Consider the following 25,847-nt stretch of genomic DNA (forward strand, 5'->3'; position numbering starts at 1 on the left):
CATGCCGGCGAAACACGCGGACCGCGCACCGAAGTTGTTCGACGCGGTGGCCGAAGAGCTACGCGCCAATGTCGACGCGGAGATCCGGTTCGATCCCGGCTCCCGGGCGGCCTACTCCACCGACGCGTCGAATTACCGGCAGGTGCCGATCGGCGTCGTGATACCGCGCACCCCCGAGGCCGGCGTCGACGCGATCGCCGTGTGCCGCCGGTACGACATGCCGGTCTTGTCGCGCGGCGGCGGCACCAGCCTGGCCGGCCAATGCTGTAACGCCGCGGTGGTGATCGATTGGAGCAAGTACTGCACCAAGGTGGGATCGGTGGACACCGACGCGGGAATCGCGTTGGTGCAGCCGGGAATCAAGCTCGACCTGCTCAACGATCACCTGCAGTCGTCGGGCTGGATGGTGGGCCCTAAACCGTCCACCCACGTCAGCTGCGCGATCGGCGGCATGATCGGCAACAACTCGTGCGGATCCACCGCACAGGCCTACGGGAAGACGGTCGATTCGGTGCGTCGCCTCGAAGTCCTGACCTACGACGGTCTCAGGATGTGGGTTGGCCCGACCAGCGACGACGAATTCGCTCGAATTCTCGGCGAAGGCGGCCGACGGGCCGAGATCTACCGTGGCCTCAGGGCGATAGCGGAAGAGTACGCCGACGATATCCGCTCGACATATCCGAAAATCCCGAGACGCGTTTCGGGCTACAACCTCGGCTCGCTGTTGCCGGAGAACGGATTTGACGTCGCCAAGGCCTTAGTGGGCTCCGAGAGCACACTGGTCACGGTGCTACGCGCCGAGCTGCAGCTGGTGCGCATCCCTGGGGCGAGCGCGCTGGCGGTGATCGGCTTCGACGACATCGCGTCGGCCGCCGACGCAGTTCCCGCCGTGCTCAAGCATCAACCGTCGGCCCTGGAGGGTCTGGACCACCGTCTGGTCGAGCTGGAGCACTCCCAGCGGCTGGCCGAAAAGGCGCTACGTCAGTTGCCCGACGGCACCGCCTGGCTGATGGTGCAGCTGGACGGCGACAACCAGGACGAGGCGGATCGCAAGGCCAAGGCGATGATCGACGCCCTGCACGAGATTTCCCACAATGGCGTCACGGTGCTGGACGACCCGGCCCGGAAAAAGGAAGTTTGGGCGGCTCGCGAAGCCGGGCTGGGGGCCACCGCATTTCCACCCAACGAGCCCGAGACCCACGAGGGATGGGAAGACGCCGCAGTACCGCCGGGTCGATTGGGCGATTACCTGCGCGACTTTCACCGACTGCTCGACCGATACGACTATGGAACCTCGTCGCTCTACGGGCACTTCGGCCAGGGCTGCGTGCACACCCGTATCCCGTTCGATCTGCGGGCCGCCGAGGGTATCGCCAAATACCGCGCCTTTGCCGAAGATTCAGCGCGTCTGGTGGTGAAATACGGCGGCTCCCTGTCGGGAGAACACGGCGACGGCCAATCGCGCGGCGAGCTGTTGCCGCTCATGTTCGGCGAGCGCATGGTCGGCGCCTTCGAGCGGACCAAGGCGCTGTTCGACCCCGACAACCGAATGAACCCCGGCAAGGTCGTGCATCCCTACAAGCTCGACGAGAATCTGCGCCTGGGCGTGAATTACCGTCCGGCCGAAACTAGTAGCGAGTTCGCCTTCCCGCATGACGACCACCGATTTTCCAAGGCGGCGGCGCGGTGCGTGGGGGTGGGCAAGTGCCGCGGCCACGAATCCGGCGTGATGTGCCCGAGCTACCGCGCCACCGGCGAGGAAGAGCATTCGACCCGGGGGCGGGCACGGCTGCTGTTCGAGATGATGCAGGGCGACGTCATCACCGGCGGGTGGCGCTCCACCGAGGTCCACGATGCGCTTGATCTGTGCCTGGCGTGCAAGGGCTGCCGCAGCGACTGCCCCGTCGATGTCGACATGGCAACCTACAAAGCGGAATTCCTGTTCCACCACTACCGCGGCCGGCTGCGGCCGATGGCGCACTACTCGATGGGTTGGATCCCACTGTGGGCGCGGCTGGCCGCCGTCGCGCCGCACCTGCTCAACTCGACGGCGCATGCGCGTGGGCTCTCCACCCTGGTCAAAAAGGTTGGCGGGATTGATGCTCAACGAGAGCTACCGCGCTTCGCGGACAAACGATTCACCACCTGGTTCTCCCATCACCGACCGCCCGCCAACACAAATCCGCGCGGCCGGGTGCTGCTATGGCCGGATACATTCGTCAACAACTTCGAGCCCGAAGTCGGACACGCCGCGATGGCGGTGCTGGAAGCGGCCGGCTTCGATGTCGAAGTGCCGCGTCGAACCCTCTGTTGCGGACTGACCTGGATCTCGACCGGTCAACTCAGGATCGCCAAACGCGTTCTGCGCCGGACTCTTACGGCGCTACGCCCGACGCTGCAGACGAGTACGCCGGTAGTGGTGCTGGAACCCAGCTGCGCCGCGGTATTTCGGTCCGATCTGCCTGAACTTCTCCATGGGGATGAGGATGCACACCGCCTTGCGGAACAGACCTTCACGCTCGGCGAGCTGTTGACCGCCAAGGCTCCGGATTGGGAGCCAACCCAGATCGACTGTAGCGCCGTCATTCAGCAACATTGCCATCAGCACGCGGTGCTGGACGCGTACAGCGATGAGCAGCATCTTCTCTCGGACGCTGGAGTGGACGCCGAACTCCTCGACGCCGGATGTTGTGGCTTGGCAGGAAACTTCGGCTTCGAGAAGGGGCACTACGATGTCTCGGTCGCATGCGCCCAAGACAAACTGCTGCCGGCCCTGCGCCACGCCGATCCCGATGCCCTGGTGCTGGCGGACGGCTTCAGCTGTCGCACCCAGATTCGCGATCTGGCCCCCGACCGGCGGCCGATGCACCTCGCGCAAGTTCTCGCCGCCGGGCTGGCCAGTCGTGAGTCGCAGGCGGCCGGACCGTGAGCAGCGAGCTTGCCGGGCCCTTCACCACGCGATTGACGTTGAGCACGCGACTGGCATCCGAACTCGCCGGTGCGCGCGGCAGATTGCGGGCGGCCGCTCAGCTCGGCCGGTCGGCGGTCATCATCCACGTCGGCGGTGAGATCGGCGCATTCAACAAGGACATCTGGCGGCGCCTCATCGCCGAGGCAGGCACTGCGGCTCCCGCACCCGGATCACTCGTCGTCGATGTGAACGCCGTTGGTTTTATGGGCTGCTGCGCATTCGAAGTACTGGTCGATGAAGCGCAACGGTGCCGCCATCGTCGTATCGCCTTGCGCCTGGTCAGCAGCATACCGCGAGTTACCCGCTTCGTTGACGCATGCGGATTTGGTGGCGTGCTGCCTGTTCACCTGACCGCCAGCGCCGCATTGGCGGCTGCGCCCTAACGCGTGAGAGCCGCGTGAGCCGACCGCGCGCCACGCAGATCATCGACGAATGCCCGGTAAGCCTCGTCGCGGCGCTCGCTTCGGTCGCGGAGGATCGCCGAGGGGTGCACGGTCGTCAAGACGGCCGGCTCGGATGCTAGACGCACGTCGATCGCCGCGGGCAGCCGCAGTATCTCGCCACGGTGCGCGGATACCCGAAACGATGCTCCCAGAAGCGATTGCGCGGCTGTAGCGCCGAGGCACACGATCACGTGCGGACGCAGCGCCTCGATCTCGGCGAACAACCATGGCCGGCACGCGACGACCTCGGTGCGATTCGGCTTCTCGTGTATCCGTCGCTTACCACCCTTGCGGGTGAATTTGAAATGCTTGACCGCATTGGTCTGATACGTCGAGGCCGGATCGATATCCGCCGCTTCGAGTGCTCGTGACAGCAGTCGGCCCGCCGGGCCGACAAACGGCAGACCCGCCCGGTCCTCCTGATCTCCCGGCTGCTCGCCGATCAACATGATCGATGCCTTGGCCTTGCCGTGACCGAAGACGGTCTGCGTGGCGTTCTCGAAAAGAGCACACCCCCGGCACCCATGGGCTGCCGCTTTCAGCGCACTGAGCGAACGCTTTTCCGGCAAGTAATGCTCGGCGCCGGCCGTGATTGAGGCCATGGTCTCAGGCGGCAAACTCGGGTGCGATCCCCGATTGCCAGAAGTCGAAAAAGCAGTCCTTCTCGGACCCAATCTGTTGAGTGTAGACCTCGCCATAGCCGGCGTCGATGAATGCGCGGATACGCTCGATGTAGGGCTTGGGATCTGGTCCGCAGGGTAATGCCTCTTCCACCGCCGCACGGGTGACCAAGCTGGATGCCTGCTCGAATTCCTGTGGTGTAGGCAATGTTTGGGATAATTGGCCGGGCAACTGATCGTTCGGCCAAAGGTCGTAAGCGGTCCGTACACCCTCTTCGGTTGTCGGAGCGTGGCAGACTTTGAAGCCCCCCTGGCACGGCTTTCCCGCTCCGCCCGCGCCACGAAATTCCGACAGCAATTCGCGCGATGGCATGATCCCCTGGTAGCCGTCGCCGATACGTCGCGCCAGCCGCGCGGACCGTGGTCCGAACGCCGAGATATAGATCGGCACAGGCTTTTCCGGCAGCGTATAGATGCGGGCATTCTCCACCGTGCAATGCCGGCCGCGGTGGTTGACTTTTTTGCCGGTGAACAGCTTGCGGATGATGTCCACCGCTTCCCCCAGCATTTCGCGCCTGATCGCAGCGGGCGGCCAGTGCTGGCCGGTGATGTGTTCGTTCAGCGCTTCTCCGGTACCCAGTCCCAGCACAAATCGCCCGTTGAGCTGCGCCGCCGATGTTGCCGCCGCCTGTGCCACCAGGGCGGGGTGTATCCGCATAATCGGGCAGGTGACGGCGGTGGTGATCGGCAACGAACACGCCTGAGACAAGGCGCCGATCACCGACCAGACGAACGGGCTCTGGCCCTGCTTGTCGTTCCACGGATGGAAGTGATCGGAGATCCAGAGACGTTCGAAGCCAGCGGATTCCGCACGTACCGCCTGCCGAACCAACTCGTCGGGATCGGATTCTTCGCAGGACAAGAAGTAGCCCAGGGACGTCATGTCCCTGGGCTACCCCTGCGAGCGTGCCGGAAACGTGCTAGCCCTTACCGGTGATGGCGTCGCGGGCCCGGTCCAGCATGGCCGCGAACGGACCAGCCACCAGATTGGCGACCTGCGATTCGACTCCAGCATGTGGCCGGGTCGGCGCGATCGCTTCGGCCAGCTTGGCAGCGCGACCCATGCTTTCGAGCTCGTGGCTGCTCAATTCCTGCCCCAGCCTCGCGAACTCGTCCTTCTCCTCGTGCGCGGCGTGGTCGAGCACGTCGTCACGCAGCTCGGTCAGCAGTTGCGTGAACTCGGTGCTGTCAACATCGAGCTTCTCCAGCTGCTGCAGGACCGTCTTGGCCTTGTGTTCCTCTTCTAACCGCTGCCCCACCACGGCGGCGCCGTTGGCGATCTTGCGCTTGGCCCGTGGGTGCACAATTTTCTCTTCGACGGTTTCGTGAATTGCGAGCAGTCGGCGCAGCTCTACGAAGTTCTGCTCGCGTGTTTCGCCAGAAGCCGCAATCGTTTTGGCGAACAACGACTTGATCTGTTCGTGCTGGTTGGTGAGAAAGTCGACCACATCGGTGGGCGACATGACGGCGGACTGAGCCATAGAGTCCTCCCCAAATAGTTCGGTGACAGCGCGCGGGCTGTGTTGCGCGCTCCCAGTCGGCTACCCAGCGACATGCTCACCAAACATCGCGCCGCGCTAGACCGCCGTCTCCGCGGTCTCACGTGCGGGTTCGATCAGCGCACCGGATTTCACCAGGGCCTCGATCTCATCGGCGGTCAGGCCGATTTCTTTGAGGATCTCTTCGTTGTGCTCGCCCTGGCGCGCGGGCACCTGGGTGGTCAGGGTGCCGTCGTGACCGCTGAAGTGCCAGGGCGGCGCGGGGATGGTGATGCTGCCTCCGTGCCGGTCGGAGACTTCGCGGGTGACGCCCCAGCCCTTGGCCCATTCGGTTTCGCTGAACTCGGCCATATCGCGCAGTCAGCCGGTGGCGATCTTGGCCTCGTCGAACTGTGCGTCGAGCGAGTCCATGGAATCGAAGGTATAGATCCACGTCTGCACGATCGCGTGCAACTCCCCCAGGTGCTGCCGGCGTAGCTCGGGTGTGCGGAAACGCGGGTCGTCGGCGAGGTCTGGACGCCGCATCGCGTGCAGGTAGAACGGGAAGCTCATGCTCCCCACCAGGCTCATCGGCGAAACGAACTGGTGACCTTCGGGACTGGTGAAAAACACGCAGTCGGCGGCGCCCAGGATCGGCGTCTCGGCGCCCAGTTCGACATCCGAGAGGTCATAGTGCACGCGCTCGTTGAGCGGCGTGAGCACCGCCGCCATGGCCACGTCGACGTACTGTCCCTCGCCGGTGACCCGCCGATGCTGCAGGGCGGCCAGCACCGCGATGACGGCGTGCAGACCGGCGTACACGTCGCCGTGCGACAGCGAATCCGACCGGCGATCGTCGCCGTCAACACCGAACTGCCGCAACGTGTTCTGGGTGAATCCGACCTCGGCCTGCACGGTCGGCGCGTAGGCCATCCTGGTTCGCCACGGCCCCGTCTGCCCGTAGCCGCTGATGGAGGCGTAGACGACCGCGGGATTGCGTGCCGCGACCGACTGATAGTCCAAGCCGAATGAGGCCAGGGCGCCGGGGCGGAAGTTCTCGACGATGATGTCGGCCGTATCGCACAACTGCAGCACCGCTTCGCGGGCCTGCGGCACGTTGAGGTCGATGCTCAAGTTGCGCTTGCCGGCGTTCTGCTGGGCGTAATAATCGCTGATCTCGTCGCGCCGCGGAAACGCGAAGCGACTGATATCCCCGCGGGGCGGTTCGATTTTGATCACCTCGGCACCCAGGTCGAGGAGATGCTTGGTGCAGTGCGGACCTGCCAGCACCCGGGTGAAATCGATCACCCGGACGCCTTCGAGTGGGAGCGCCATGGCTACCGCCCCTCGAAACGCGCGGCACCGGGTCCTTCGGCGGCCAGGGATGCCAGCCCGATCTTCAAGTCCTCGGATTGCCAGATACCGGACTGCAATTCGTGCATCGCGTCGTCAGTCGCTGCCACCCCATGCGAGACCGCATGCGAGACAATCGCTTTGGTGGACGCGTGCGCCACGGTCGGCCCGTTGGCAAGCTCATGGGCAAGCGCACTGGCGACCGCGGCGAGCTGGTCGTCGGCGACAACGCGGTTGATGACGTTCCAACGTTCCAGCGTGCGGGCGTCATACCGGCGTGCAAGTAGTGCCATCTCCTTGGCACGCGCCGCGCCGGCGCGCTCGGTGACGCGTTGGATGCCTCCCATCAATGGGTTCAGGCCGATCGATGCCTCGATGTTGCCGATCTTGGCCGACTCGCTCGCGACGATCAGATCGCAGGCCAGCGCCAGCTCCAACCCACCACCCAGGCAGACACCGTGCACGGCGGCGACGATCGGAATCGGTAGCGAATCGAATGCCCTGAGCAGTTCGACGACGCCGATCGTAGGCGCCTCGCCACTCTGCGCGCTGTCGAACAGTGTCACGTCGGCACCGGCACAGAAATTGCGCAGGCTGCTGCGCAGCAGCACGGCACGGGCCCCCTGCTCGGCCGCCCAGCGAATTCCGTCGAGCAACGCGTCGAACAACGCAGTCCCCAAGAAATTGTGCGGAGCGTGCTGCATGGTCAGCACGGCGACGTGGCCATCCATCTCGCGGGCCACCGGTGGTGAATCACGGTCGGGGGCATGCACCGGCGATATCGTGCCGGCCGGTTGATCCAGGGTCTGCTCGGACATGGGGTCTCCCACTATATGTCGTTCGTCATACTGATAACAATTGCCACCATATAGCTCTAATGGGTGGCTAGCCAAGAATTATGTATGATGGGCGACATGCCAAAAAGAAGTGACAGCAAGGACCGGATGATCGCGGCGGCTCGCCGGCTGTTCCGCGAACGCGGCTACTTCGGAACCGCACTGTCCGACGTCGTCGCGGAGAGCTCGGCACCCCGGGGCTCGTTGTACTTCCACTTTCCCGGCGGCAAGGAGGAACTCGCGGCCGAGGTGGCGCTGATGCACTCCGCCGACGCCATCGCTCACATCAACCGCGCCGCGGGCACCACCGGCACTGCCGCCGAGTTGATCGCGGCGTTCCTCGGCCGACCCCGCGACGAAATCATGGCCAGCGACTACCGCGAAGGCTGCGCCGTTGCTCCCATCGTCATCGAATCCACCCCGGCCTCGGCGCAGCTCACCGACACGACCCGGCGGGGCTTCCATGACCTGGTCGCCACGTTGGCCGCCCGTCTCACCGAGAAAGGCATTCCCGAAAGCCGGGCCGGGCACCTGGCCCTCAACGCCGTCACCGCCATGGAAGGCGCGCTCATTCTCAGCCGGGTGCTACGTAGCCCCGAGCCATTCGATGCCGCGATCGCCGAACTCGCGGCCACCGCCGAGGCCGCAGCAGGGACACCGGCCCGATGACAACGACAACGGCAGATCAATTGCGCACCGGACTGATTGGTGCGTGGACGCTGCAATCGTACGAAAGCAGCGCGCTGGACGGATCCGACGTGAGCTACCCGCTGGGCACCGACGCGCGCGGCTTGATCATGTACACCCCGGACGGCTACATGTCCGCCCAGCTGATGCGTGCCGGCCGAACACCCTTCGACCGCGACGATCCGCACAATGCGCACGACAACGAGCTCGCCGCGGCGGCCGGTGGATATATGAGCTACGCCGGCCCGTTCTCGGTCGTCGAAGACGGCCTGATCGCTCACCATGTCGAAGTCAGCCTGCTGCCCAACTGGATCGGTGGAATCCAATTCCGTAAGGCCCACCTGCGGGACTCGTTCCTCGAACTCGGCCCGCCCGAACCGATCGTGCTCAATGGCGTGCCCCGCAACGCCAGGCTGGTGTGGCGCCGCACCTGAGCGCAGAACTACCGATGGCGTGGGTCCCGGTACTAAAGTTCGGGCAGGATCCCAGACGAAGGAGGCCGAGACGAACCCTCAGGATCCGTTCGGACACAATCCCTTTAGCCCGGAGTCCTTGACCTACGATCCGCTGGGTCGCGTCCCCTACGCCCCGCCGCCGGTCGAGCCGCCGGTATTCGTGCCGCCGCCCCTGCCGCCGCACCGTCCGACCGTCAACACCTTCGCGACGTTGTCGCTGGTGTTCGCCTTCGTGTTCGCGCCCGTCGGAGCGATTCTCGGGCATCTCGGCCTCGCACAGATCCGCCGCACCGGTGAGCTGGGACGCGACCGGGCACTCGTCGGTTTGTCCCTGTCGTATGCGTTCATCACGCTCACCGTCGTCGCGCTGGCCGGGTGGGCCACCGTGTCCACCCTCGCCGTCTATCGGTCCAATCAGGCCGCGCCGGCGATCACCGCCGCCCCCGTCACCACAAGCGAGTCGCCGCCGCTGCCGACGGTCGTGCCGGACGACGTGACCAAGCTGCTGCCAAAGCTGGATGCCCTGAAAAGCCTTGCCAACGACCAGAATCTGGAGGCCGGCGAAACCTGGGACCGTCCCGGCAAAAGCGACAAGGTCGCGACGATCGATCGTCCGCAGTGCTGGGGAAGCATGACGCCCGGGGCGCCCGAGGCTACAGCGCCGACGCCATCCTCCGGTATCGGGCGGAGGAATTCTCCGATACCCGGACCTTGCTGAAGTCGATGCAGATCATCCAGGCGGTCATCGGGTTTCGTGATCCGCCCACCGCCGAATCGCAAGTGACGAAGCTGATCGACGGATGGCGCGACTGCGGAGGCGCGCCCGTGACGCTGACCGGAAAAGGTGGGCCGTCGTACACACTGACCCTCAGCCCTCCTTTCGACGCGGGCAACGGCATCACCACGATGGATCTGGCGCCTACGGGCCTGAACGTGCGATTTGTTCGAGCGGCGGCGGCGAAAGCCAACGTCGTGGTCGACCTCTACGTCGTCAGCCTCGGCACGACCGATGCCAGCGGCCCGCGGCAAACGGCCGTGAGCATCGCCAACTACATCCTCAACAAGATCCCGAACTAGGACCCCGAACTAGGACATTGAGATGGCCACCGCAGTACGGTGGGCCCATGAAATATCTCGAGGTCGACGGAGTCGGAAAAGTCAGCCGGATCGGGCTGGGCACTTGGCAGTTCGGCTCACGCGAGTGGGGTTACGGCGACGAATACGCCTCCGGCCCCGCCCGCGACATCGTGCAACGATCCCTGGCGATGGGCGTGACGTTGTTCGATACCGCCGAGGTGTACGGGCTGGGCAAGAGCGAGCGGATCCTCGGCGAGGCGCTCGGCGACGCGCGCGCCGAGGTCGTGGTGGCCAGCAAGATCATGCCGGTCGCGCCGTTCCCCGCGGTGATCAAGCAGCGCGAGCGCGCCAGTGCGCGCCGGCTGCAGCTGGACCGCATCCCGCTCTACCAGATTCACCAGTCCAACCCGCTGGTCCCCGATTCGGTGATCATGCCGGGCATGCGTGACCTCCTCGACAGCGGTGACATCGGCGCGGCCGGCGTCTCGAACTACTCGCTGGAGCGCTGGCTTAAGGCCGATGACGCGCTCGGCCGTCCGGTCATCAGCAATCAGGTCCACTTCTCGCTCGCCTTCCCGAAGGCGCTCAGGAAGATGGTGCCGTTCGCCGAGAAGGAGAATCGCGTCGTGATCGCCTACAGCCCTCTCGAGCAGAGCCTGCTCGGTGGCAAGTATGGCGTCGACAACCGCCCCGGCGGCGTCCGCGCGATCAACTCCCTGTTCGGTACCGAAAACCTGCGCCGCATCGAGCCGTTGCTGCAGTTGTTGCGCGACGTCGCCAAGGAAGTCGACGCCAAGCCGGCCCAGGTCGCGCTGGCCTGGCTGATCAGCTATCCGGGCGTGGTCGCGATTCCCGGCGCATCCAGCGTCGAGCAGCTCGAGTTCAACGTGGCGGCGGCCGACATCGAACTGCCCACCGCCTCCCGCGATGCGCTCACCGAGGCGGCGCTGGCATTCCAGCCGGTGTCACCGGTTCAGTTCGTCACCGAGCTGGTACGGGAGAGGGTGCTCCGCCGTCACTGAGTGGGCGCGAGCGCCGGGACACCCGCGGGGCGCCCCCGCGGGTGTCCCGCGCGATGACGATCGGCATCGACGTCGATGAGTTGGTGCGCAGGATCGTGTGCACCACCTCGACCAAGTCCTCGATCGGCATCAGCTTGCCGGGCATGCAACGATCCGACACCCATACCGGGACGGCCCGCACGGCGAGGTCCATGTCCCAGCCAGCGTTCATCCCCGTTGCCGCTTCACCTTCACCACCAGCGCACTCCCCCACGATGAGGTTGGTGAAGCCGATATCGGGGTGCTCGGCGCGCCACGCGTCGACCAGCCGTTCGAGGGCGGCCTTGCTGACGCCGTAGGCACCCAGACCCTGCCAGGACGGCCCGTAGGGACCCGCGTCGGAGGACAGGTAGACCGCCTTGCCCGCGGACGCCGTCAGGTGCGGCACTGCCGCCGCCGTCACCAGCGATGCGCCGATGACATTGGTGTCGAAGATCCGGCGCCACGTTTGCGCATCGGTGTCGACCAGGCGCACCAGCGGGCTGATGGCGGGCGTGAACACGACGTTGTCTATGCCGCCGAGCGCCTCGGCGGCCTGGCCGATCGCCGATCGACACGAAGCCTCGTCGATGATGTCGCATTCGACGGCGACCGCACCCGCGCCCGCTTCCTTGGCTGCGGATTCCAGGCGCTCGCGTCGGCGCGCCAGTAGCGCGACCTGATCACCTCGCTGCGCAAGCCCGATTCCAATGCAGCGCCCGAGCCCGCTCGATGCGCCGACCACCACTGTCCTTGACATATTTGCCCTCTCTTGTAACGAGCCCGCTGTCGGCGAAAAACCTACCGGATGCGATCTGGCGGCGGCGATAGCTCGCTGCTAACTCCGCTGAACAGTGTTCCTGGCGGCCAGCTTGGCCTTGTACATGGCCGCGTCGGCACGGGCGGTGACCGTGTCGACGGACTCGCCGGGAAAAGCAAGCGTGGCGCCGATACTGAGGGTCGCGCGAAGCGTCTTGCCGGACGCGTGGATGGGTTCGGCGGCACAACAACGAATTTTCTCGGCGATCCGGGTGAGCTCGTCGATGCTGCGCACACCGGGCAGCAGGACGAGAATCTTGTCACCTCCCGTCCGGCCGACCGTGTCGCCCCGGCGAACGCTCTTCTGGATCCGTGTTGCCAGAGTGGCGAGCACGACGTCGCCGATGCCGTGTCCCCACGTGTCGTTTATTTCTTTGAAATGGTCGATGTCGCAGTAAAGAACTCCCACGCTGCTTCCGGCGGCCTGGGATCCCTCCAGCGCGGCGGCCAGTCGGCCCATGGCTTCGGCCCGGTTCGCCAGGCCGGTGAGAGCGTCGAACCGTGCCAACCGTTCCAGCCGCTGCTCGGCCTCGACCTGGTCGTCGATGACGCGCAACGCGGCGATCAGGCCGTCCGTATTGCCCTCGGCGTCGACGTACGGTTTTCCGTGGCCCTCGACCCAGTGGTAGTCGCCGTCAGCGTCATGCACCCGGAACCGTTGCACCACCGATTCGCCGGCCGCAACCCTGCTCATCGCGGCACTGACGGTCTCGAGGTCGAGTGGATGGATGTAGCGGTCCAAATCCGCGCCGCTCCAGGCATGCGGAGGCCGGCCCAGCGCGGCCTCTACGGACGGCGAGACCCAGGCGAGCTCCTCGCCGCGCAGGTGTACGACGATGTCCACCGCATTGTCCGCGAGGATGCGATAGCGCATCTCGGCCTCGGCGCGTTCCTTACTGACCAGCTCCTTCTCTATCAGAAGTTTCTGCTCACGCTGGGTGAAGAAGAATGTGATCGCCCCGACGATGGCGGTGCCGAGCAGTATCGAGAGGGTCCATTCCGTCTGCTCACCAAACCCGAGCCACAGAAAGATCGGCCGCGCCACTGCGACCACGATCGGAAAGCCGGCCAGGATCGCTGCCAGCCGCAGCAGCGACGACCTGTCGGGGCGCGCGAGCACCCAGGCGACCGGGAACCGGTCGGGGCGTCCCAGCACTATCGCGGCGTCGAGAAGCAACAGCGCGAGGGCCGTCATCAGCGCCTGGCCGGTCGTGGGCGAGGTGCCCACCAGCGCCAAGGCATCGAACAGGTAGGCCCCGACCGTGACGAACGGAATGGCCCCACCGGCGGCGGCGAACGCGGGGCACAGCACTGGGGCCTTGCCATTGCCATCCACCCGCATCAGCCCCGCAGCGGCCGCCAGGAGAAGAGCCGACGACGCGGTCTGCGGGCTCGGCCGGCCCGGCCAGGTCCAGCCCGACGCGCGTACCGCTTCGCCGAACCACAATTGGTCCGGGCCGACCAACCCACCGGTCACGTATTCGACCAGGGTTGTGCCGGCAAAGGCACCCACCACCAGGGCCAAGCCACGCCCGGCCCACACGCGCTTCTGCGAAGGGTGACCCGTCTGTGCCCAAATCGCCGCCACCAGCGCCAGCAGCCACACGCCGGTCCACGGCATCATCTGGGGCCAGTTCGGGTGGATACGGGTCAACCGGTCGACACCGGTCGCCCAGCCGGCCCAGCACAGCGCCGCGATGGCGAACACCACCAGCAGGGCGATCCGCCTGCACCAGGCCACATCATTGAGGCACTCGTCGGGGCTCCGCCTCGCCATTGGCCACCACTTCCTCCCCCGCGCGGCACAACCGAAATTGTGCGCGGAAAGGAAACCGCTGTCTCGGGGTAAAATGTAACCAATCTGTGGGCTACCGGTCACCGATGCCGCCGCAGCGAAGCGCGGTGAAAGATTCGTCAGCTTTCGCCGGCCGGGAGGGCCATCAGCACGACGGCGCTGTGCGCCTCCACAGTCAGCACGCCTCCCCCGGGAACCTCGTCGGCCGGTGTTCTCTCCTCGAGTCCGGTGAAGACCACCACCTGCCACGATGCACCGAATTCCTTTGGTGGAAGGGTGAATTCGAGCGGCTCGTAGTGGGCGTTGAAACACAGCAGGAAGGAGTCGTCGAGCACCCGCTGACCCCGCGCATCGCGGTCGGAAATGCCATGACCGTTGAGAAAAACCGCGACGGATTTCGCGAAACTGGCGCCCCAGTCCTCATCGGTCATCTCGTCCCCGTCCGGGGCGAACCAGGCGATATCGGGCAGGCCATCCTGGCCACGGCGGCCCACCGGCTTGCCGCTAAAGAATCGGCGCCTGCGGAACACCGGGTGCTTCGCGCGCAGCGCCGACACGGTGCGGGTGAATTCCAGGAGGTCCTTGTCGGCGTCGTCCCAGTTGATCCAGGTGAGTTCGCTGTCCTGGCAATAGCCGTTGTTGTTGCCGTCCTGCGTGCGGCCGAGTTCGTCGCCGTGGCAGATCATCGGCACACCCTGCGAAAGCAGCAGCGTGGTGATGAAGTTGCGCTGCTGACGGGCGCGCAACTCGTTGATGCCGGCGTCGTCGGTCGGCCCTTCGGCGCCGCAGTTCCACGAGCGGTTATGACTCTCGCCGTCGTTGTTGCCCTCGCCGTTGGCCTCGTTGTGCTTCTCGTTGTAGGAGACCAGGTCGCGCAGCGTAAACCCGTCGTGGGCGATCACGAAGTTTATCGACGCCACCGGCCGCCGACCGGTGTGCTCGTAGAGGTCGGCCGATCCGGACAGCCGGTAGGCGAACTCGTCGAGGGTGGCGGGCTCGCCACGCCAGAAGTCGCGCACGGTGTCGCGGTATTTTCCGTTCCACTCCGTCCACTGCGGCGGGAAGTTGCCGACCTGGTAGCCACCGGGCCCGACGTCCCATGGTTCGGCGATGAGCTTGACCTGGCTAACGGTCGGATCCTGTTGCACGAGTTCGAAAAAGGTCGACAGTTTGTCGACATCGTAGAACTCCCGGGCCAGCGTCGAGGCCAGGTCGAACCGGAAGCCGTCGACGTGCATCTCGGTCACCCAGTAGCGCAGCGAGTCCATGATCAGTTGCAGCGCGTGCGGATGGCCGACGTTGAGGCTGTTTCCGGTGCCCGTGTAGTCCATGTAGTACTGCTTGTCGTCGTCGACCAGCCGGTAGTAGGCCGGATTGTCGATACCGCGCATCGACAACGTGGGGCCAAGATGGTTGCCCTCGGCGGTGTGGTTGTAGACGACGTCGAGGATCACCTCGATACCGGCCTCGTGCAGGGCGCGCACCATGGCCTTGAACTCCTGCACCTGTCCGCCGGGGGAGGTGCCGCTGGAGTATTTGAAGTCCGGCGCGAAGAACCCAATTGTGTTGTAGCCCCAGTAATTCGACAGTCCACGCTCGACCAGGGTGGAGTCGTTGGCGAAGTGGTGCACGGGCATCAGCTCGATCGCGGTGATGCCCAGGCTCTTGAGGTGGTCGAGGATCACCGGGTGCGCGACCGCCCCATAGGTGCCGCGTATCTGTTCGGGGATATCGGGGTGGGTCTGCGTCAGGCCCTTGACGTGCGCCTCGTAGATGACGCTGTCGGCATATTCGTGGGACGGCGGGCGATCGTTGCCCCAGTCGAAGAACGGATTGATCACCACCGACTTGGGCATGCTGGTCGCGGAGTCGTCGTCATTGCGGCTGTCGGGCTCGCCGAAGTTGTAGCTGAACAGCGACTGGTTCCAGTCAAAGGTGCCGTCGATGGCCTTCGAATACGGGTCCAGCAGTAGCTTGTTCGGGTTGTAGCGCAGGCCCTCGGCGGGCTCGTAGGAGCCGTGGACGCGGTAGCCGTAGCGCTGGCCGGGTTCGATGGCGGGGATGTAGCCGTGCCACACATAGTAGTCGACCTCGGGCAGCGTGATTCGAGTCTCGGTGCCGTCAGCGTCGAACAAGCACAGTTCGACGCGCTCGGCCAACTCACTGAACAGCGCGAAGTTGGTGCCGGCACCGTCATAGGTGGCGCCCAGCGGGTACGCCTTGCCCGGCCACAGCTCTCCGGTAGGCGTCGGAAAAGACGCATCCGCTCTAGTCATGGCGCACTTGATACCCGAGACATGCGGCGATCAAACAATTGTGCGAAATACCTTGACGGACTTGCTATTCCGGGGCCCCGTCGAAGCCGGTCATGGCTTGAGGACGATCTTTACGGCGCCGTCTTGCTTTTTCTGGAAGATCTTATAGGCATGCGGGGCCTCGTCGAGCGGTAACACGTGGGTGGCGAACTCGTCGACACCGAGCGGGTCGTCGTCGGTCAGCAGCGGCATGATGTCGTCGACCCATCTCTTGACGTTTGCCTGACCCATCCGCAGGGTCACCTGCTTGTCGAAGAGAGTCAGCATCGGGAGTGGGTCGGCCATCCCGCCGTAGACCCCGATCAGCGAAATCGTCCCGCCGCGCCGCACGATGTCGATCGCCGAGTACAGTGCGCTGAGCCGGTCCACGCCGGCGGTCTGCATCATCCGCTTGGCGATGGCATCCGGCAGTATCGACGTGGCCTGCTGAGCGAATTGGGAAACCGGGGAACCGTGCGCCTCCATGCCCACCGCGTCGATCACCGAGTCCGGGCCACGGCCGTCGGTCAGGTCGCGGATCGCGTCACCGAGACCCGAGTCCAACCGTCCCACATCGATGGTATGGATACCCCTCTTCGCGGCGCGGGCCAACCGCTCGGGCACCAGGTCGACGGCGATGACGCGATAACCGAGATGGTCGGCGATGCGCGCGGCCATGTCCCCGATCGGCCCCAACCCGAGGACGGCTACCGTTCCGCCCTCCGGGATATCCGCGTACGCCACCGCCTGCCAGGCCGTCGGCAGCACATCCGAAAGATACACAAACCGCGAATCTGGCGGCCCGACTGGGACTTTCATGTGAGTGAACTGAGCCTGCGGAACGCGCAGCAGCTCGGCTTGGCCACCCGGGATTTCCCCGTACAGTTGCGAATAGCCGAAAAGCGCTGCCCCCATTCCTTGTTCACGCACCTGGGTGGTCTCACACTGGGTGAAGAGTTGCTTGTGGCACATATGACAGCTACCGCAGGAGATCTGAAACGGAATCACAACCCGATCGCCGACGCGGAGATCGCCGGTTTCCGGACCGATCTCACGGACGATACCCATCGGTTCGTGGCCGAGGATGTCGCCCGGATTCATGAACGCACCGAGTATCTCGTAGAGATGGAGATCGGACCCGCAGATGTTGGTCGACGTCACTTCGATGATTGCATCGGTGGGCTGTTCGATCTTCGGGTCGGGGACCGACTCCACGCGGACGTCGCGTTTGCCTTGCCAGGTGACAGCTTTCATGCGGTGGGCACGTAACCACCCCGCGCTCGTCGAAACGAAACCGCCGCCGGCGACCGGTTGAGCCCGTCCAATGCGGGTATCACGCCATGGTGACCGAGTCGGGATTGATCGTCGTGGGCAGCGGCCCGGCCGGAGTCGCCGCGGCCGAGTCATTTCGGGAACATAATGGCCGCACAACGGTGCAAATTCTCACCGCCGACGTCGACCTGCCCTACGCGCGACCGCCGTTGAGTAAGGAGTATCTGCGCGGCACGACCGATGACGTCGCATTACACGACGCGCAGTGGTTTGACGACCGAGGGATCGAGCTCACCACCGGCGCGACCGTCGACCGGCTGGACCTCAATGAGCACGCGCTCTACCTCGGTGACGAACGCCAGGTGTTCGACACCTTGATCCTGGCGTGCGGTGCCGCGCCGGAGGCCCCACCGGTTCCCGGCGGCCAACGCGCGCGGCTACTTCGCTCACTGGCCGACGCCACCGAGCTGCGCAACGCCGCAGACGCGGCAGCCTCCGCGGTGGTGATCGGCTCGGGCTTCATCGGCTGCGAGGCGGCCGCATCGCTGGCACTGCGCGATATCCCGGTGAGTTTGGTTGCCCCCGAACCACTTCCGCAAGAAAAACGACTCGGAACACAGGCCGCTGAGCGGCTACGCGATTTCGTGACCGCTGCGGGAGCACGCCACGTCGGTAGAGTCGAGGTCGAGGAGATCACCGCCAACGGCGTGCGGCTGGACAGCGGCGTCACCATCGACTGCGACCTCGTGCTCGCCGCGACGGGAGTCGCGCCACGAAGTCGCATCGCGGCCGAAGCGGGTTTGAAGATGCGGGACTCCCGCATCCTCGTCGGCTCTGACATGGCAACCTCGGCGCCCAACGTCTACGCCGCCGGCGATGTTGCGCTGGCGCGCCACGAGGTGGCGGGACGCCACCTGGCCATCGAACATTGGCAGGATGCGACCGATCAGGGCGCGATCGCGGGTGCCTGCGCAGCGGGATGGCCCACCAGGTGGGTTGGAGTACCAGGATTTTGGACTTCGGTAGGAGACGCCACGCTGAAGTACCATGCCTGGGGAGACGGCTACGAGCACTCCGGACTACGTGAGCGCGCTGACGGGTTCACGGTCTGGTACGAGACCGGCGACGCGGTTGTCGGGGTTCTGACCTACAACGCGGACGACGACTACGAACTCGGCGAGCAGCTGATCGCCGAACGCCGACCGAAGCCCTTTCCGCTCGACCACTAGGGCCGGAAGGCCACTCACCGATACCGGCGTTTGAGTGGATGCTCGCTGTCGATCAGTTTCTCGGCGAGGTCGGTGAGATTGGTGTTGGATTGCTGCGATAGCCGGGTGAGAAGCTCGAACGCCTCGACGGCGTCAAGATTGAAGCGCTCCATGATCACGCCTTTGGCCTGACCGATGATGTCCCGCGACGCCAGGGCGCTGCGAAATTGGTCCTTGCGCCGCATCATCGACCACGCCAATGCGACGTGCGTGGCGAATACGCCGCCGAGTTCCATCGAGTCCTCGTTGAAAGCATGTGGTTGCTCGGCATAGAAATTCAGCGCCGCGATGGTACCGCCGCCAACGAACAACTCGTAGGACAAGATGGATCGGATCGGCGTGTGCTCGAGGGCATACTGCTGATAGCGGGGCCAGCGTTTGTCGACGGCGAGGTCCGCAACATGCATGATGTGGTGCTCCCAAGCGGCCGCGACACACGGGCCTTCCCGGTAGCGCGCCTGGACCGCGTCGAGGTCTGTCGGATAGCGATGGGTGGCGACGACATTGGTGACCACTTTGCCCGCGTCGGCAAGGGTAATTCCCGCGTACTGGCAACCGGGGATGTGCGTTGCACCGCTCTCGATGAGTTCGTGCAGCCCCGCCTCGGTGGCTGTTCCGTCGCGTTCGAGGATGGCAATCAGCTCCGCCAGTTGAGCGACGATCGTGGTCTTTTCGTCTGACACAGCATCACCACCGATCATTGCGGCCCGCAGCCGGGCACCCACCGATGCCGTAATCATAGGTCGCGCCCGAGCGGGTTTCATCCGCGGCTATTCCGCCTGGAGACTAGTCCACGTAACGAAATTAGAAGCCATTAAGCGATAGGGTTACTCAGCTCCCGCCACCCGCAGCTACGATTACTCGACACGGCCGAGCAGATCATGTTCGAGGTGGACAACTCGGCGACTCTCGCAAAAGGACGTGCCGTTCACCGGCCGCGAAGGCATCTCGATGGCAAAGATCAACTGACAAAACCGTTTAATCCCGTCGCGTGTCGGGCAGTCCGCCAACGTGGATAGCAACGACGACAACATGTTGGACCAGTCCGAAAGCCTTGACTCGGACGAAGTTCGAAACGACGACGGCGACGAGGTGGTGGACCCGCCTGACCGTTGGATTCATGCCGACGATCACGAGTCGCTCGACGAGAAGCTCGCGGCGGAGACTTCCGATAGGCCGCGCGACGACCAATCACCCGACTCCGAGCAGGGCGGCGGCCTCGACGTCGACGTGGTCAGCGACGACGCGTTGGATCGCATGGACCCCAACGATTACGGTCAGACCCGCGGCCAAATCGATGGCACGCCGGAAGACGGCGATTCGTTCTTCGACGTCGAACGGTGACAACGAACCTTGTTGCGCTGCCTAACCTTCCGCTGACCGCTGCGCCTTGGCATAAGCAAGCTGAAGAAAGTCGGCGCCAGCCAAGGCGGTGAAGCTGCCTCCGATCAGCCGAGTGAATCTGGGCGCGAAGATCATGCCGATCACGAAGCCGGTCGTTACCCACATATCGAGGCAAAACGGGCACGTCAGCAGCTCACCCACGCTGTGCCGCAACGTTCCCCCTTGTCTGACTTCTTCATGCACCTCAGCTGGGCCGCCGGCGCCGGAGTAGTACGTAAAGGGCACTCTCAGCGGACTCGTCACTGCGTCCTTGGTCAGGGTTCGCGAAAGCTTATGGGCGCCTATGGTTACGGTGAGGAGATCCTGCAGGCGCCATCGCTCCGGCAGGCTCCGGCCGGTAGCCGCCGCGACCACTGTCGCGGTTGCTACCACCAGACCGTAGGCGCCGAGAACTGCCAGGTAGCCGCCCAACGGTCTGGGATTGTCACCGCGGTACACGCCAGCTTCATGCCGAGCGCCGCCGACCACCCGGGTGCGGGCAATTTCGCTCATTGCAACTCCTTCACAGTGCTCAGGCGTGTCCGCAGGCCGGGTACCCGGTGTAGGCCCTGTCAATCCACGATCGTCAGCTACCACGCCCGGCGAGGCGATGCGCGGTCTCCAGCAGCAACGCGTGCACAAATGCCTGCGGTAGATTGCCGCGCAACTGGTGCTGTCCCACGTCGAATTCTTCGGCAAACAACCCGGGCGGGCCGCACGCCGTACGGCTTCGTTCGAAGAAACCTACCGCCTCAATCTCGTTGCCCTGCTGGTGTTCTGCCAGTGCCATCAGGAAGCCGCACAACAGGAAGGCCCCCTCGGCATTACCGAGCGGTCGGTCGTCGGGGCGAAATCGGTAGACGAAGCCTTGCTCGGTCAACTCCGCGCGTACCGCTTCGAGGGTGGCGACGGTGCGCGTGTCACTCGCGGGAATCGCAGCCCGAATGGCGGGCAACAACAGTGCCGCGTCGATCCGTGGATCACCTTGCGCACGTTGCCATCTTCCGCTGGGATGCAGGCAATCCGAGTCCGCGTCGGCAATCAATCGATCGGCCAGGTGCTGCCACGCCGCGCCCAACCGCGGTGGCGCCACCGCACCGATCGCGCGCAGCCCTGCTGCACACATCAATCGCGAATGTGCCCAACGCTGGTCATCCAGTTCCCATATCCCCGAATCTGTTTCTCCCCAGCGCTGTTCGATGGTGTGCACCAGCGTCTCAACCACTCGCCAATGCGTGGCATCGAGGCGCTCGAGGAGCGCCGCCTCCGCTAGCAGCAACAGCGCCTCACCTTGGACGTCCAACTGAAATTGGTCCGACACCCAGTTTCCGGTTCTGGCGACGCCACCCGGATAGCCCGGCAGCCCAAGGTCATGTTCACGGGGCGGCGGAATGCCGTCGACCGAATAGGCCGGCTTGAGCTCTGGACCATCGGCCAGAATCCGTTCGCTGACAAACCGAACCGCGTCATCGAGCAGCGGATAGGCCCCCGCTGCGGCGACAGCTTGACCCGCGAAGCACTGATCCCGGATCCAGCAATATCGGTAGTCATAGTTGCGGTCTTGTTCGGCCCGTTCCGGCAATGACGTCGTCGCCGCGGCAACCATTCCCCCGTCAGCACTGGTCAGACCGCGCAGCACCGCGTAGGCAACCTGGGCGTCGAAATCGGCCAAGCTGTCGCTGAATTCCGGAACCGCTTGCTCCCAAAAGCTTTCGGTGGCCGCCCAGGTGTCTGTGGCTCGGACAGCCCGAGGTTGCAGCTCGTGGTCGGACAGCTCGAGAACCAGATCGTGGTCGCGTCCGGGCACGACGTCGAGCACCGCGTGCAGCGCGCCACCTTGGCCGACCCCGGCGCCGTCGGCACCGGTCCACCGGAACCGGCAGGGCCCGGATCTTCCTGTCCACAGCGGGATTTCGTCGTTCTGGCCGCACTTCTGTACCGCCATTTCGCTATTACCGAAGTCGGCGCGGACATCGAGGGTGATATGCACGCGCGGCCGTCCGTCGACAGCGTGGATCCGGCGCAATAACACCGCGGTGTGCGTATCCGCCGGCATTGCCAGTGCTTCGCGGCATTCGACGATTCCGCAACCGGTCACCCACCGTGACACCCAGATCAAAGACCGCGGCTCGTAGTGGCCGCCCCAGACAAAGCGCGTCCGTTCGGGCGCCACCGCGTAAACGCCCGGCCCGCCGAGCAGCGAGTTGAACACTGCTCCGTTGTGCCAGCGCGGCAAACACATCCAGCAATAGTCGCCGCGCGGTCCGACCACGACGCCACGTTCGCCGTCGGCGAGCAACGCATACTGGCGCAGCACATGGGGTGGAAAGTCGTCGGCCGCGAAACGCCCTGCGCCCGGTCGCGGGATTGGAGCCATCGGCGGGGGGGTACCCACTAGCTCATGGATCAGTCGCAAGCTCCCCTGCTGGATGCACTGGCCGACTATCACCGCAAGAACGGCTACGGCTTTACCCCGCCGGGGCACCGGCAGGGTAAAGGTACCGATGACCGCGTTCTCGCAGTGCTGGGCAAGGAACCGTTCCGGGCCGATGTGCTGGCCACCGGCGGCCTCGACGACCGACGGACCCGCGGGAAGTTTCTGGCGCGCGCAGAGGAACTGATGGCCGATGCCGTCGGCGCGCAAACCGCCTTCTTCTCCACGTGCGGCAGTTCGCTATCGGTGAAGGCCGCGATGATGGCCGTCGCCGGCGGGGCGGACGGCGGACTGCTCGTCCCCCGCGACAGCCACAAATCCATTGTGGCTGGGTTGATCTTCTCGGGAGTGCGGCCCCGATGGATTACCCCGCGCTGGGATAGCGAGCACCACTTCTCCCATCCACCCTCACCGGAGCAGGTGCGGGCCGCATGGGAGAAACACCCCGACGCGGCCGGGGCGCTGATCGTCAGCCCCAGCCCGTAGGGCACCTGTGCCGACATCGCCGCCATTGCCGATATCTGCCATCGTCGCAACAAACCGCTGATCGTCGACGAGGCTTGGGGCGCACATCTTCCGTTCCATGAGGACCTGCCGACCTGGGCGATGGACGCCGGCGCGGACGTCTGCGTGGTCAGCGTGCACAAGATGGGGGCGGGGTTCGAACAGGGGTCCGTTTTCCACCTGCAGGGCGACCTCGTCGACGCGACGCGGCTATCTGCGTGCGCCGATCTGTTGATGACGACCAGCCCCAACGTGATGGTCTATCCGGCCCTTGACGGTTGGCGACGACAGATGGCCGAACACGGACATGACCTGTTCAGCGCCGAACTCGAACTCGCCGACTATCTGCGTGGCCGCCTCGCGGAGATTCCGGATGTCAAGGTGCTCCACGACGAGTTGCTCGGCGCAGAGGCGTCCTGCGACCTCGACACGACGCAAATCCTGATGGACATCTCCGCGACCGCCACATCGGGATACCAGGCCGCGGACTGGCTCCGCGAACACCAGCACATCGATCTGGGTATGAGCGATCACCGACGCGTGCTGGCCACGATGTCGTTCGCCGACGACAAACTAACTGCCGACCGGTTGGTGGATGCAATGACGCAATGGCGCCAAGCCGCAACGACTTTCGAGCGTCCGCCGGCCATCCAATTGCCCTCGCCGGAGGAGTTGCAACTCGAAACCGTGTGCCTTCCGCGTGACGCGTTCTTCGGGCCAACCGAGATGGTGCCCGCCGCCGATGCCGCCGGCCGGGTCGCGGCCGAGCAGATCACCCCCTATCCTCCGGGCATCCCGGCCGTCGTGCCGGGCGAGCGTCTCAACGACGCCGTGATCGATTACCTACGCTCGGGGGTCGAAGCGGGTATGACGCTGCCCGATCCTGCGGATCAGTCCGCACAACAGTTCCGCGTGGTCGCCTAGGTCAGGTCGTCGCGTCTGGATCTCACGGCGTTGCGCAGCGTGCGGTTCGTCGAGCGCAGATCGGTATTCGTCGCGGTCAGTTCCGCATTGTCGTCTTCGAGATTGAGAATGCGCGCGATGCCGGCCAGGTTTACCCCGGCATCGACCAGTGCGCTGATCCGCCGCAGCCGCGCCAAATCATCGGCACTGTAGCGCCGTGTCCCGCCCTCGCTGCGCGACGGCGTAAGAAGCCCGTGCTGCTCGTAGAGGCGCAGCGACTGTGCCGGGACACCGGAGAGTTCGGCGGCGACCGAGATTCCGTACACGCCGTGGTCGGACGCCGGCACACTTGTTCCGTCCCGGCCGTCGGCCATCAAGCACCTCCTTGCTTGCTCACGCAGAAAATCTGCTTATCACACTTGCACTGAACTAGCTAGGGTGATACATACAACCTATGCCTGATGGCATAGATAATCAGAGATCCATGGCAACAGATTGGAGTGAGAGATGGCTGCAATGCTGATGCGTACCGACCCCTTTCGCAGGCTGGACCGGTTCGCCCAGCAGGCACTGGGGACGGCCGCCCGGCCCGCGGTGATGCCGATGGACGCCTGGCGCGAGGGCGAAGAATTCGTCGTCGAGTTCGATCTGCCGGGCATCGACGCCGACTCGCTGGACATCGACATCGAGCGCAACGTGGTGACGGTGCGCGCTGAGCGTCCCGCCGTCGACCCCAACCGGGAGATGCTGGCCACCGAGCGGCCCCGCGGAGTGTTCAGCAGACAGCTGGTCCTCGGGGAAAACCTCGACACCGACCGGATCGAGGCTTCCTACACCGAAGGCGTGCTGTGCCTACGCATCCCGGTGGCCGAAAAGGCCAAGCCGCGCAAGATCAGCGTCGGCCACGGTGAGCCAAGCCGGGCCATCGATGACCGCGCCGCAAAGCGTGAGGTCATCAACGCCTAGTCGGTTGGTGGGACGGCGGTGGCGGAGCCTCCTCGGCCGCCGCTCCACCGACCTCAACACCCGGGCGCGGACTGTTGTGTCATGATTTGTAACGCCCTCGGCGTTGAACAGTCAGCGCCACGAATTGCGACGCCGTGGCTTCGCGAGTTCTCTCATCTTTCCGATCCCAGCCGGGGTCAATGGTGCGCGCATGGCGGGGGTCGGTCGTGTCCGGTGATCTGAACCCGAGGAGACGAAGTCCGCGATGAATTGGGACCTCAACGGCCAATCGGCCGACGTCGAACAAGCCCTCGCCGGCGGTGCGCCGCAGCGAGCGGGCTGGTTCCGGTTCTACTTTTCCGACCAACGCTGGGAGTGGTCCGAACAGGTACAGCGGATGCACGGGTATGAGCCCGGCAGCGTTACCCCGACTACCGAACTGGTGCTCTCGCACAAACACCCGGACGACCGTGGGCAGGTCGCGGCCACCATCGATCAGATCCTCGACACCCACCAGGCGTTCAGCACACGCCATCGGATCATTGAGACCGGCGGACAAGTCCGCGACGTGGTGGTCGTCGGCGACCAGCTCCGCGACGACCAGGGCGCCGTGGTCGGAACACATGGGTTTTACGTCGACGTCTCCCCGGCGCCCGATCAGGAGCGCGAAGACCTCGTCACGGCGAAGCTGGCTGAGATCGCCGAGCAGCGCGCCGGTATTGAGCAAGCCAAAGGGATGTTGATGCTGGTCTATGGCATTGGCGACGGTCCGGCGTTTGATCTCCTCAAGTGGCTATCTCAGGAAGCCAATATCAAACTGCGATTGCTGGCAGAACAGATCTGCGAAGACTTCCGCGGGCTCGGTCCGCGCATGATCTCACAATCGGACTTCGACCACTTACTGTTGACCGCGCACGAACGCGTAGACCTGTGTTGAAGCTTCTGAAAACTACCCACTGCCCCCACGACACGCTGCGCAGCTAAGAACTATCTCCGGGGTGGGATCGCCCCTCGCACGCCGAACAGGTTAGGCCGTCTCCTCCCGGGTACATCAGGGCATGACTACAAACGGGATTGCGTCGACTACGGCGCGTGAGGATGTCTCGGCTGCCGGAGATCGGATAAAGACCGCGGAGATGATTCATCGCGATGGACGAGTCGTCGTCGAGTCGACTGCCGTCGCGGACGATGACGTCGCATGGTGACCGGC

The 25,847-nt window shown here is 64.9% G+C and carries 25 protein-coding genes and 1 pseudogene; 12 read left to right on the top strand and 14 right to left on the bottom strand.

The genetic code is table 11. The annotated features are described in order from the left end of the window. Position 1: 1 nt before the first annotated feature. Positions 2–2,929 carry an FAD-binding and (Fe-S)-binding domain-containing protein gene (locus G6N54_RS11065; protein WP_163790186.1) on the top strand — a complete coding sequence of 976 codons (2,928 nt, stop codon included), beginning with the start codon at positions 2–4 and terminating at the stop codon, positions 2,927–2,929. Continuing rightward, on the top strand, positions 2,926–3,354 hold the full coding sequence (locus tag G6N54_RS11070; protein ID WP_163790188.1) for an anti-sigma factor antagonist: 429 nt from the start codon (positions 2,926–2,928) through the stop codon (positions 3,352–3,354). The genes G6N54_RS11065 and G6N54_RS11070 overlap by 4 nt, the downstream gene beginning before the upstream one ends. Here the strand turns inward: G6N54_RS11070 and G6N54_RS11075 are convergent. The 6 genes from G6N54_RS11075 to G6N54_RS11095 all read right to left on the bottom strand — a co-directional run bounded on the left by G6N54_RS11075 (position 3,351) and on the right by G6N54_RS11095 (position 7,743). Continuing rightward, positions 3,351–4,016 carry a UdgX family uracil-DNA binding protein gene (locus G6N54_RS11075; RefSeq protein WP_163790190.1) on the bottom strand — a complete coding sequence of 222 codons (666 nt, stop codon included), beginning with the start codon at positions 4,014–4,016 and terminating at the stop codon, positions 3,351–3,353. The genes G6N54_RS11070 and G6N54_RS11075 overlap by 4 nt on opposite strands. Before the next feature lie 4 nt (positions 4,017–4,020). Continuing rightward, positions 4,021–4,977, bottom strand: coding sequence for a TIGR03557 family F420-dependent LLM class oxidoreductase (locus G6N54_RS11080; RefSeq protein ID WP_163790192.1), 957 nt, complete (start codon positions 4,975–4,977; stop codon positions 4,021–4,023). Positions 4,978–5,014: 37 nt separating this feature from the next. Beyond that, positions 5,015–5,575, bottom strand: coding sequence for a hemerythrin domain-containing protein (locus tag G6N54_RS11085; RefSeq protein ID WP_163790193.1), 561 nt, complete (start codon positions 5,573–5,575; stop codon positions 5,015–5,017). A gap of 96 nt (positions 5,576–5,671) precedes the next feature. Beyond that, positions 5,672–5,944: a hypothetical protein gene (locus tag G6N54_RS29880; protein ID WP_197939588.1), complete on the bottom strand. Its 273-nt coding sequence runs from the start codon at positions 5,942–5,944 to the stop codon at positions 5,672–5,674. Between the two features lie 9 nt (positions 5,945–5,953). Beyond that, positions 5,954–6,907 carry a CaiB/BaiF CoA transferase family protein gene (locus tag G6N54_RS11090; RefSeq protein ID WP_197939589.1) on the bottom strand — a complete coding sequence of 318 codons (954 nt, stop codon included), beginning with the start codon at positions 6,905–6,907 and terminating at the stop codon, positions 5,954–5,956. Positions 6,908–6,909: 2 nt separating this feature from the next. After that, positions 6,910–7,743 carry an enoyl-CoA hydratase/isomerase family protein gene (locus tag G6N54_RS11095; RefSeq protein ID WP_163790195.1) on the bottom strand — a complete coding sequence of 278 codons (834 nt, stop codon included), beginning with the start codon at positions 7,741–7,743 and terminating at the stop codon, positions 6,910–6,912. A 96-nt stretch (positions 7,744–7,839) separates the two neighbouring features. Between G6N54_RS11095 and G6N54_RS11100 the strand changes: the two genes are divergently transcribed. The 5 genes from G6N54_RS11100 to G6N54_RS11115 all read left to right on the top strand — a co-directional run bounded on the left by G6N54_RS11100 (position 7,840) and on the right by G6N54_RS11115 (position 11,002). After that, positions 7,840–8,430 (top strand): TetR/AcrR family transcriptional regulator, encoded by a 591-nt coding sequence (locus G6N54_RS11100; RefSeq protein WP_163790197.1) that lies wholly within the window; start codon positions 7,840–7,842, stop codon positions 8,428–8,430. After that, positions 8,427–8,882: a lipocalin-like domain-containing protein gene (locus G6N54_RS11105; RefSeq protein ID WP_163790199.1), complete on the top strand. Its 456-nt coding sequence runs from the start codon at positions 8,427–8,429 to the stop codon at positions 8,880–8,882. Before G6N54_RS11100 ends, G6N54_RS11105 begins: the two co-directional genes overlap by 4 nt. Positions 8,883–9,000: 118 nt before the next feature. Then, the gene (locus G6N54_RS30430; RefSeq protein ID WP_232073644.1) at positions 9,001–9,621 is read left to right on the top strand and encodes a DUF4190 domain-containing protein; all 621 of its coding nucleotides are present in this window, start codon (positions 9,001–9,003) and stop codon (positions 9,619–9,621) included. Then, complete coding sequence (locus tag G6N54_RS30435) at positions 9,522–9,980, top strand: sensor domain-containing protein (RefSeq protein ID WP_232073646.1); 459 nt, start codon at positions 9,522–9,524, stop codon at positions 9,978–9,980. Before G6N54_RS30430 ends, G6N54_RS30435 begins: the two co-directional genes overlap by 100 nt. Positions 9,981–10,027: 47 nt before the next feature. Continuing rightward, positions 10,028–11,002: an aldo/keto reductase gene (locus tag G6N54_RS11115; RefSeq protein WP_163790201.1), complete on the top strand. Its 975-nt coding sequence runs from the start codon at positions 10,028–10,030 to the stop codon at positions 11,000–11,002. Here G6N54_RS11115 and G6N54_RS11120 read toward each other — a convergent pair. The 4 genes from G6N54_RS11120 to G6N54_RS11135 all read right to left on the bottom strand — a co-directional run bounded on the left by G6N54_RS11120 (position 10,962) and on the right by G6N54_RS11135 (position 17,182). After that, complete coding sequence (locus G6N54_RS11120) at positions 10,962–11,768, bottom strand: SDR family oxidoreductase (RefSeq protein WP_163794660.1); 807 nt, start codon at positions 11,766–11,768, stop codon at positions 10,962–10,964. The genes G6N54_RS11115 and G6N54_RS11120 overlap by 41 nt on opposite strands. Positions 11,769–11,858: 90 nt before the next feature. After that, positions 11,859–13,616 carry a sensor domain-containing diguanylate cyclase gene (locus G6N54_RS11125; protein WP_163790203.1) on the bottom strand — a complete coding sequence of 586 codons (1,758 nt, stop codon included), beginning with the start codon at positions 13,614–13,616 and terminating at the stop codon, positions 11,859–11,861. Positions 13,617–13,753: 137 nt separating this feature from the next. After that, a complete protein-coding gene (gene glgX / locus G6N54_RS11130; RefSeq protein ID WP_163790205.1) occupies positions 13,754–15,910 on the bottom strand; it encodes a glycogen debranching protein GlgX in 2,157 nt (718 codons plus the stop codon). A gap of 90 nt (positions 15,911–16,000) precedes the next feature. After that, complete coding sequence (locus tag G6N54_RS11135; RefSeq protein ID WP_163790207.1) at positions 16,001–17,182, bottom strand: zinc-dependent alcohol dehydrogenase; 1,182 nt, start codon at positions 17,180–17,182, stop codon at positions 16,001–16,003. Between the two features lie 86 nt (positions 17,183–17,268). Between G6N54_RS11135 and G6N54_RS11140 the strand changes: the two genes are divergently transcribed. After that, positions 17,269–18,429: an NAD(P)/FAD-dependent oxidoreductase gene (locus G6N54_RS11140; RefSeq protein ID WP_163790209.1), complete on the top strand. Its 1,161-nt coding sequence runs from the start codon at positions 17,269–17,271 to the stop codon at positions 18,427–18,429. 14 nt (positions 18,430–18,443) lie between these two features. Here the strand turns inward: G6N54_RS11140 and G6N54_RS11145 are convergent, their stop codons facing one another. Beyond that, a complete protein-coding gene (locus tag G6N54_RS11145; RefSeq protein ID WP_276056183.1) occupies positions 18,444–19,169 on the bottom strand; it encodes a GAF and ANTAR domain-containing protein in 726 nt (241 codons plus the stop codon). 331 nt (positions 19,170–19,500) lie between these two features. On the opposite strand from G6N54_RS11145, the gene G6N54_RS11150 reads away from it, so the two are divergent. Then, on the top strand, positions 19,501–19,812 hold the full coding sequence (locus G6N54_RS11150) for a hypothetical protein (RefSeq protein ID WP_179969231.1): 312 nt from the start codon (positions 19,501–19,503) through the stop codon (positions 19,810–19,812). A 21-nt stretch (positions 19,813–19,833) separates the two neighbouring features. Here G6N54_RS11150 and G6N54_RS11155 read toward each other — a convergent pair whose 3' ends face one another. Both G6N54_RS11155 and G6N54_RS11160 read right to left on the bottom strand, forming a co-directional pair. After that, positions 19,834–20,364: a DUF1360 domain-containing protein gene (locus G6N54_RS11155; RefSeq protein ID WP_163790216.1), complete on the bottom strand. Its 531-nt coding sequence runs from the start codon at positions 20,362–20,364 to the stop codon at positions 19,834–19,836. A 73-nt stretch (positions 20,365–20,437) separates the two neighbouring features. Further along, a complete protein-coding gene (locus tag G6N54_RS11160) occupies positions 20,438–22,228 on the bottom strand; it encodes a glycoside hydrolase family 15 protein (protein WP_163790218.1) in 1,791 nt (596 codons plus the stop codon). 24 nt (positions 22,229–22,252) lie between these two features. On the opposite strand from G6N54_RS11160, the pseudogene G6N54_RS11165 reads away from it, so the two are divergent. Then, positions 22,253–23,713: pseudogene (locus G6N54_RS11165) on the top strand (aminotransferase class I/II-fold pyridoxal phosphate-dependent enzyme). Here G6N54_RS11165 and G6N54_RS11170 read toward each other — a convergent pair. Further along, on the bottom strand, positions 23,710–24,066 hold the full coding sequence (locus tag G6N54_RS11170) for a MerR family transcriptional regulator (protein ID WP_163790220.1): 357 nt from the start codon (positions 24,064–24,066) through the stop codon (positions 23,710–23,712). The pseudogene G6N54_RS11165 and the gene G6N54_RS11170 sit on opposite strands and share 4 nt — an antisense overlap. A 142-nt stretch (positions 24,067–24,208) precedes the next feature. On the opposite strand from G6N54_RS11170, the gene G6N54_RS11175 reads away from it, so the two are divergent. Further along, the gene (locus G6N54_RS11175; protein ID WP_163794661.1) at positions 24,209–24,658 is read left to right on the top strand and encodes an Hsp20/alpha crystallin family protein; all 450 of its coding nucleotides are present in this window, start codon (positions 24,209–24,211) and stop codon (positions 24,656–24,658) included. Positions 24,659–24,902: 244 nt separating this feature from the next. Next, positions 24,903–25,574, top strand: a complete 672-nt coding sequence (locus G6N54_RS11180; RefSeq protein WP_163790223.1) for a PAS and ANTAR domain-containing protein — start codon at positions 24,903–24,905, stop codon at positions 25,572–25,574. The last annotated feature ends 273 nt before the right edge of the window (positions 25,575–25,847 follow it).

Source organism: Mycobacterium stomatepiae (assembly GCF_010731715.1).
Taxonomy (GTDB): Bacteria; Actinomycetota; Actinomycetes; order Mycobacteriales; family Mycobacteriaceae; genus Mycobacterium; species Mycobacterium stomatepiae.

Bases quoted from the DNA above. Each gene is read 5' to 3' on its own strand.
- G6N54_RS11145 (WP_276056183.1), bottom strand. From the start codon at position 19,169: ATGATCGGTGGTGATGCTGTGTCAGACGAAAAGACCACGATCGTCGCT.
- G6N54_RS11065 (WP_163790186.1), top strand. From the start codon at position 2: ATGCCGGCGAAACACGCGGACCGCGCACCGAAGTTGTTCGACGCGGTG.
- G6N54_RS11180 (WP_163790223.1), top strand. From the start codon at position 24,903: ATGAATTGGGACCTCAACGGCCAATCGGCCGACGTCGAACAAGCCCTC.
- G6N54_RS11085 (WP_163790193.1), bottom strand. From the start codon at position 5,575: ATGGCTCAGTCCGCCGTCATGTCGCCCACCGATGTGGTCGACTTTCTC.
- G6N54_RS11090 (WP_197939589.1), bottom strand. From the start codon at position 6,907: ATGGCGCTCCCACTCGAAGGCGTCCGGGTGATCGATTTCACCCGGGTG.
- glgX (WP_163790205.1), bottom strand. From the start codon at position 15,910: ATGACTAGAGCGGATGCGTCTTTTCCGACGCCTACCGGAGAGCTGTGG.
- G6N54_RS11135 (WP_163790207.1), bottom strand. From the start codon at position 17,182: ATGAAAGCTGTCACCTGGCAAGGCAAACGCGACGTCCGCGTGGAGTCG.
- G6N54_RS11100 (WP_163790197.1), top strand. From the start codon at position 7,840: ATGCCAAAAAGAAGTGACAGCAAGGACCGGATGATCGCGGCGGCTCGC.
- G6N54_RS11140 (WP_163790209.1), top strand. From the start codon at position 17,269: ATGGTGACCGAGTCGGGATTGATCGTCGTGGGCAGCGGCCCGGCCGGA.
- G6N54_RS11170 (WP_163790220.1), bottom strand. From the start codon at position 24,066: ATGGCCGACGGCCGGGACGGAACAAGTGTGCCGGCGTCCGACCACGGC.
- G6N54_RS11080 (WP_163790192.1), bottom strand. From the start codon at position 4,977: ATGACGTCCCTGGGCTACTTCTTGTCCTGCGAAGAATCCGATCCCGAC.
- G6N54_RS29880 (WP_197939588.1), bottom strand. From the start codon at position 5,944: ATGGCCGAGTTCAGCGAAACCGAATGGGCCAAGGGCTGGGGCGTCACC.
- G6N54_RS11095 (WP_163790195.1), bottom strand. From the start codon at position 7,743: ATGTCCGAGCAGACCCTGGATCAACCGGCCGGCACGATATCGCCGGTG.
- G6N54_RS11075 (WP_163790190.1), bottom strand. From the start codon at position 4,016: ATGGCCTCAATCACGGCCGGCGCCGAGCATTACTTGCCGGAAAAGCGT.
- G6N54_RS11155 (WP_163790216.1), bottom strand. From the start codon at position 20,364: ATGAGCGAAATTGCCCGCACCCGGGTGGTCGGCGGCGCTCGGCATGAA.
- G6N54_RS11115 (WP_163790201.1), top strand. From the start codon at position 10,028: ATGAAATATCTCGAGGTCGACGGAGTCGGAAAAGTCAGCCGGATCGGG.
- G6N54_RS11150 (WP_179969231.1), top strand. From the start codon at position 19,501: ATGTTGGACCAGTCCGAAAGCCTTGACTCGGACGAAGTTCGAAACGAC.
- G6N54_RS11175 (WP_163794661.1), top strand. From the start codon at position 24,209: ATGCTGATGCGTACCGACCCCTTTCGCAGGCTGGACCGGTTCGCCCAG.
- G6N54_RS11160 (WP_163790218.1), bottom strand. From the start codon at position 22,228: ATGGCTCCAATCCCGCGACCGGGCGCAGGGCGTTTCGCGGCCGACGAC.
- G6N54_RS11125 (WP_163790203.1), bottom strand. From the start codon at position 13,616: ATGGCGAGGCGGAGCCCCGACGAGTGCCTCAATGATGTGGCCTGGTGC.
- G6N54_RS11105 (WP_163790199.1), top strand. From the start codon at position 8,427: ATGACAACGACAACGGCAGATCAATTGCGCACCGGACTGATTGGTGCG.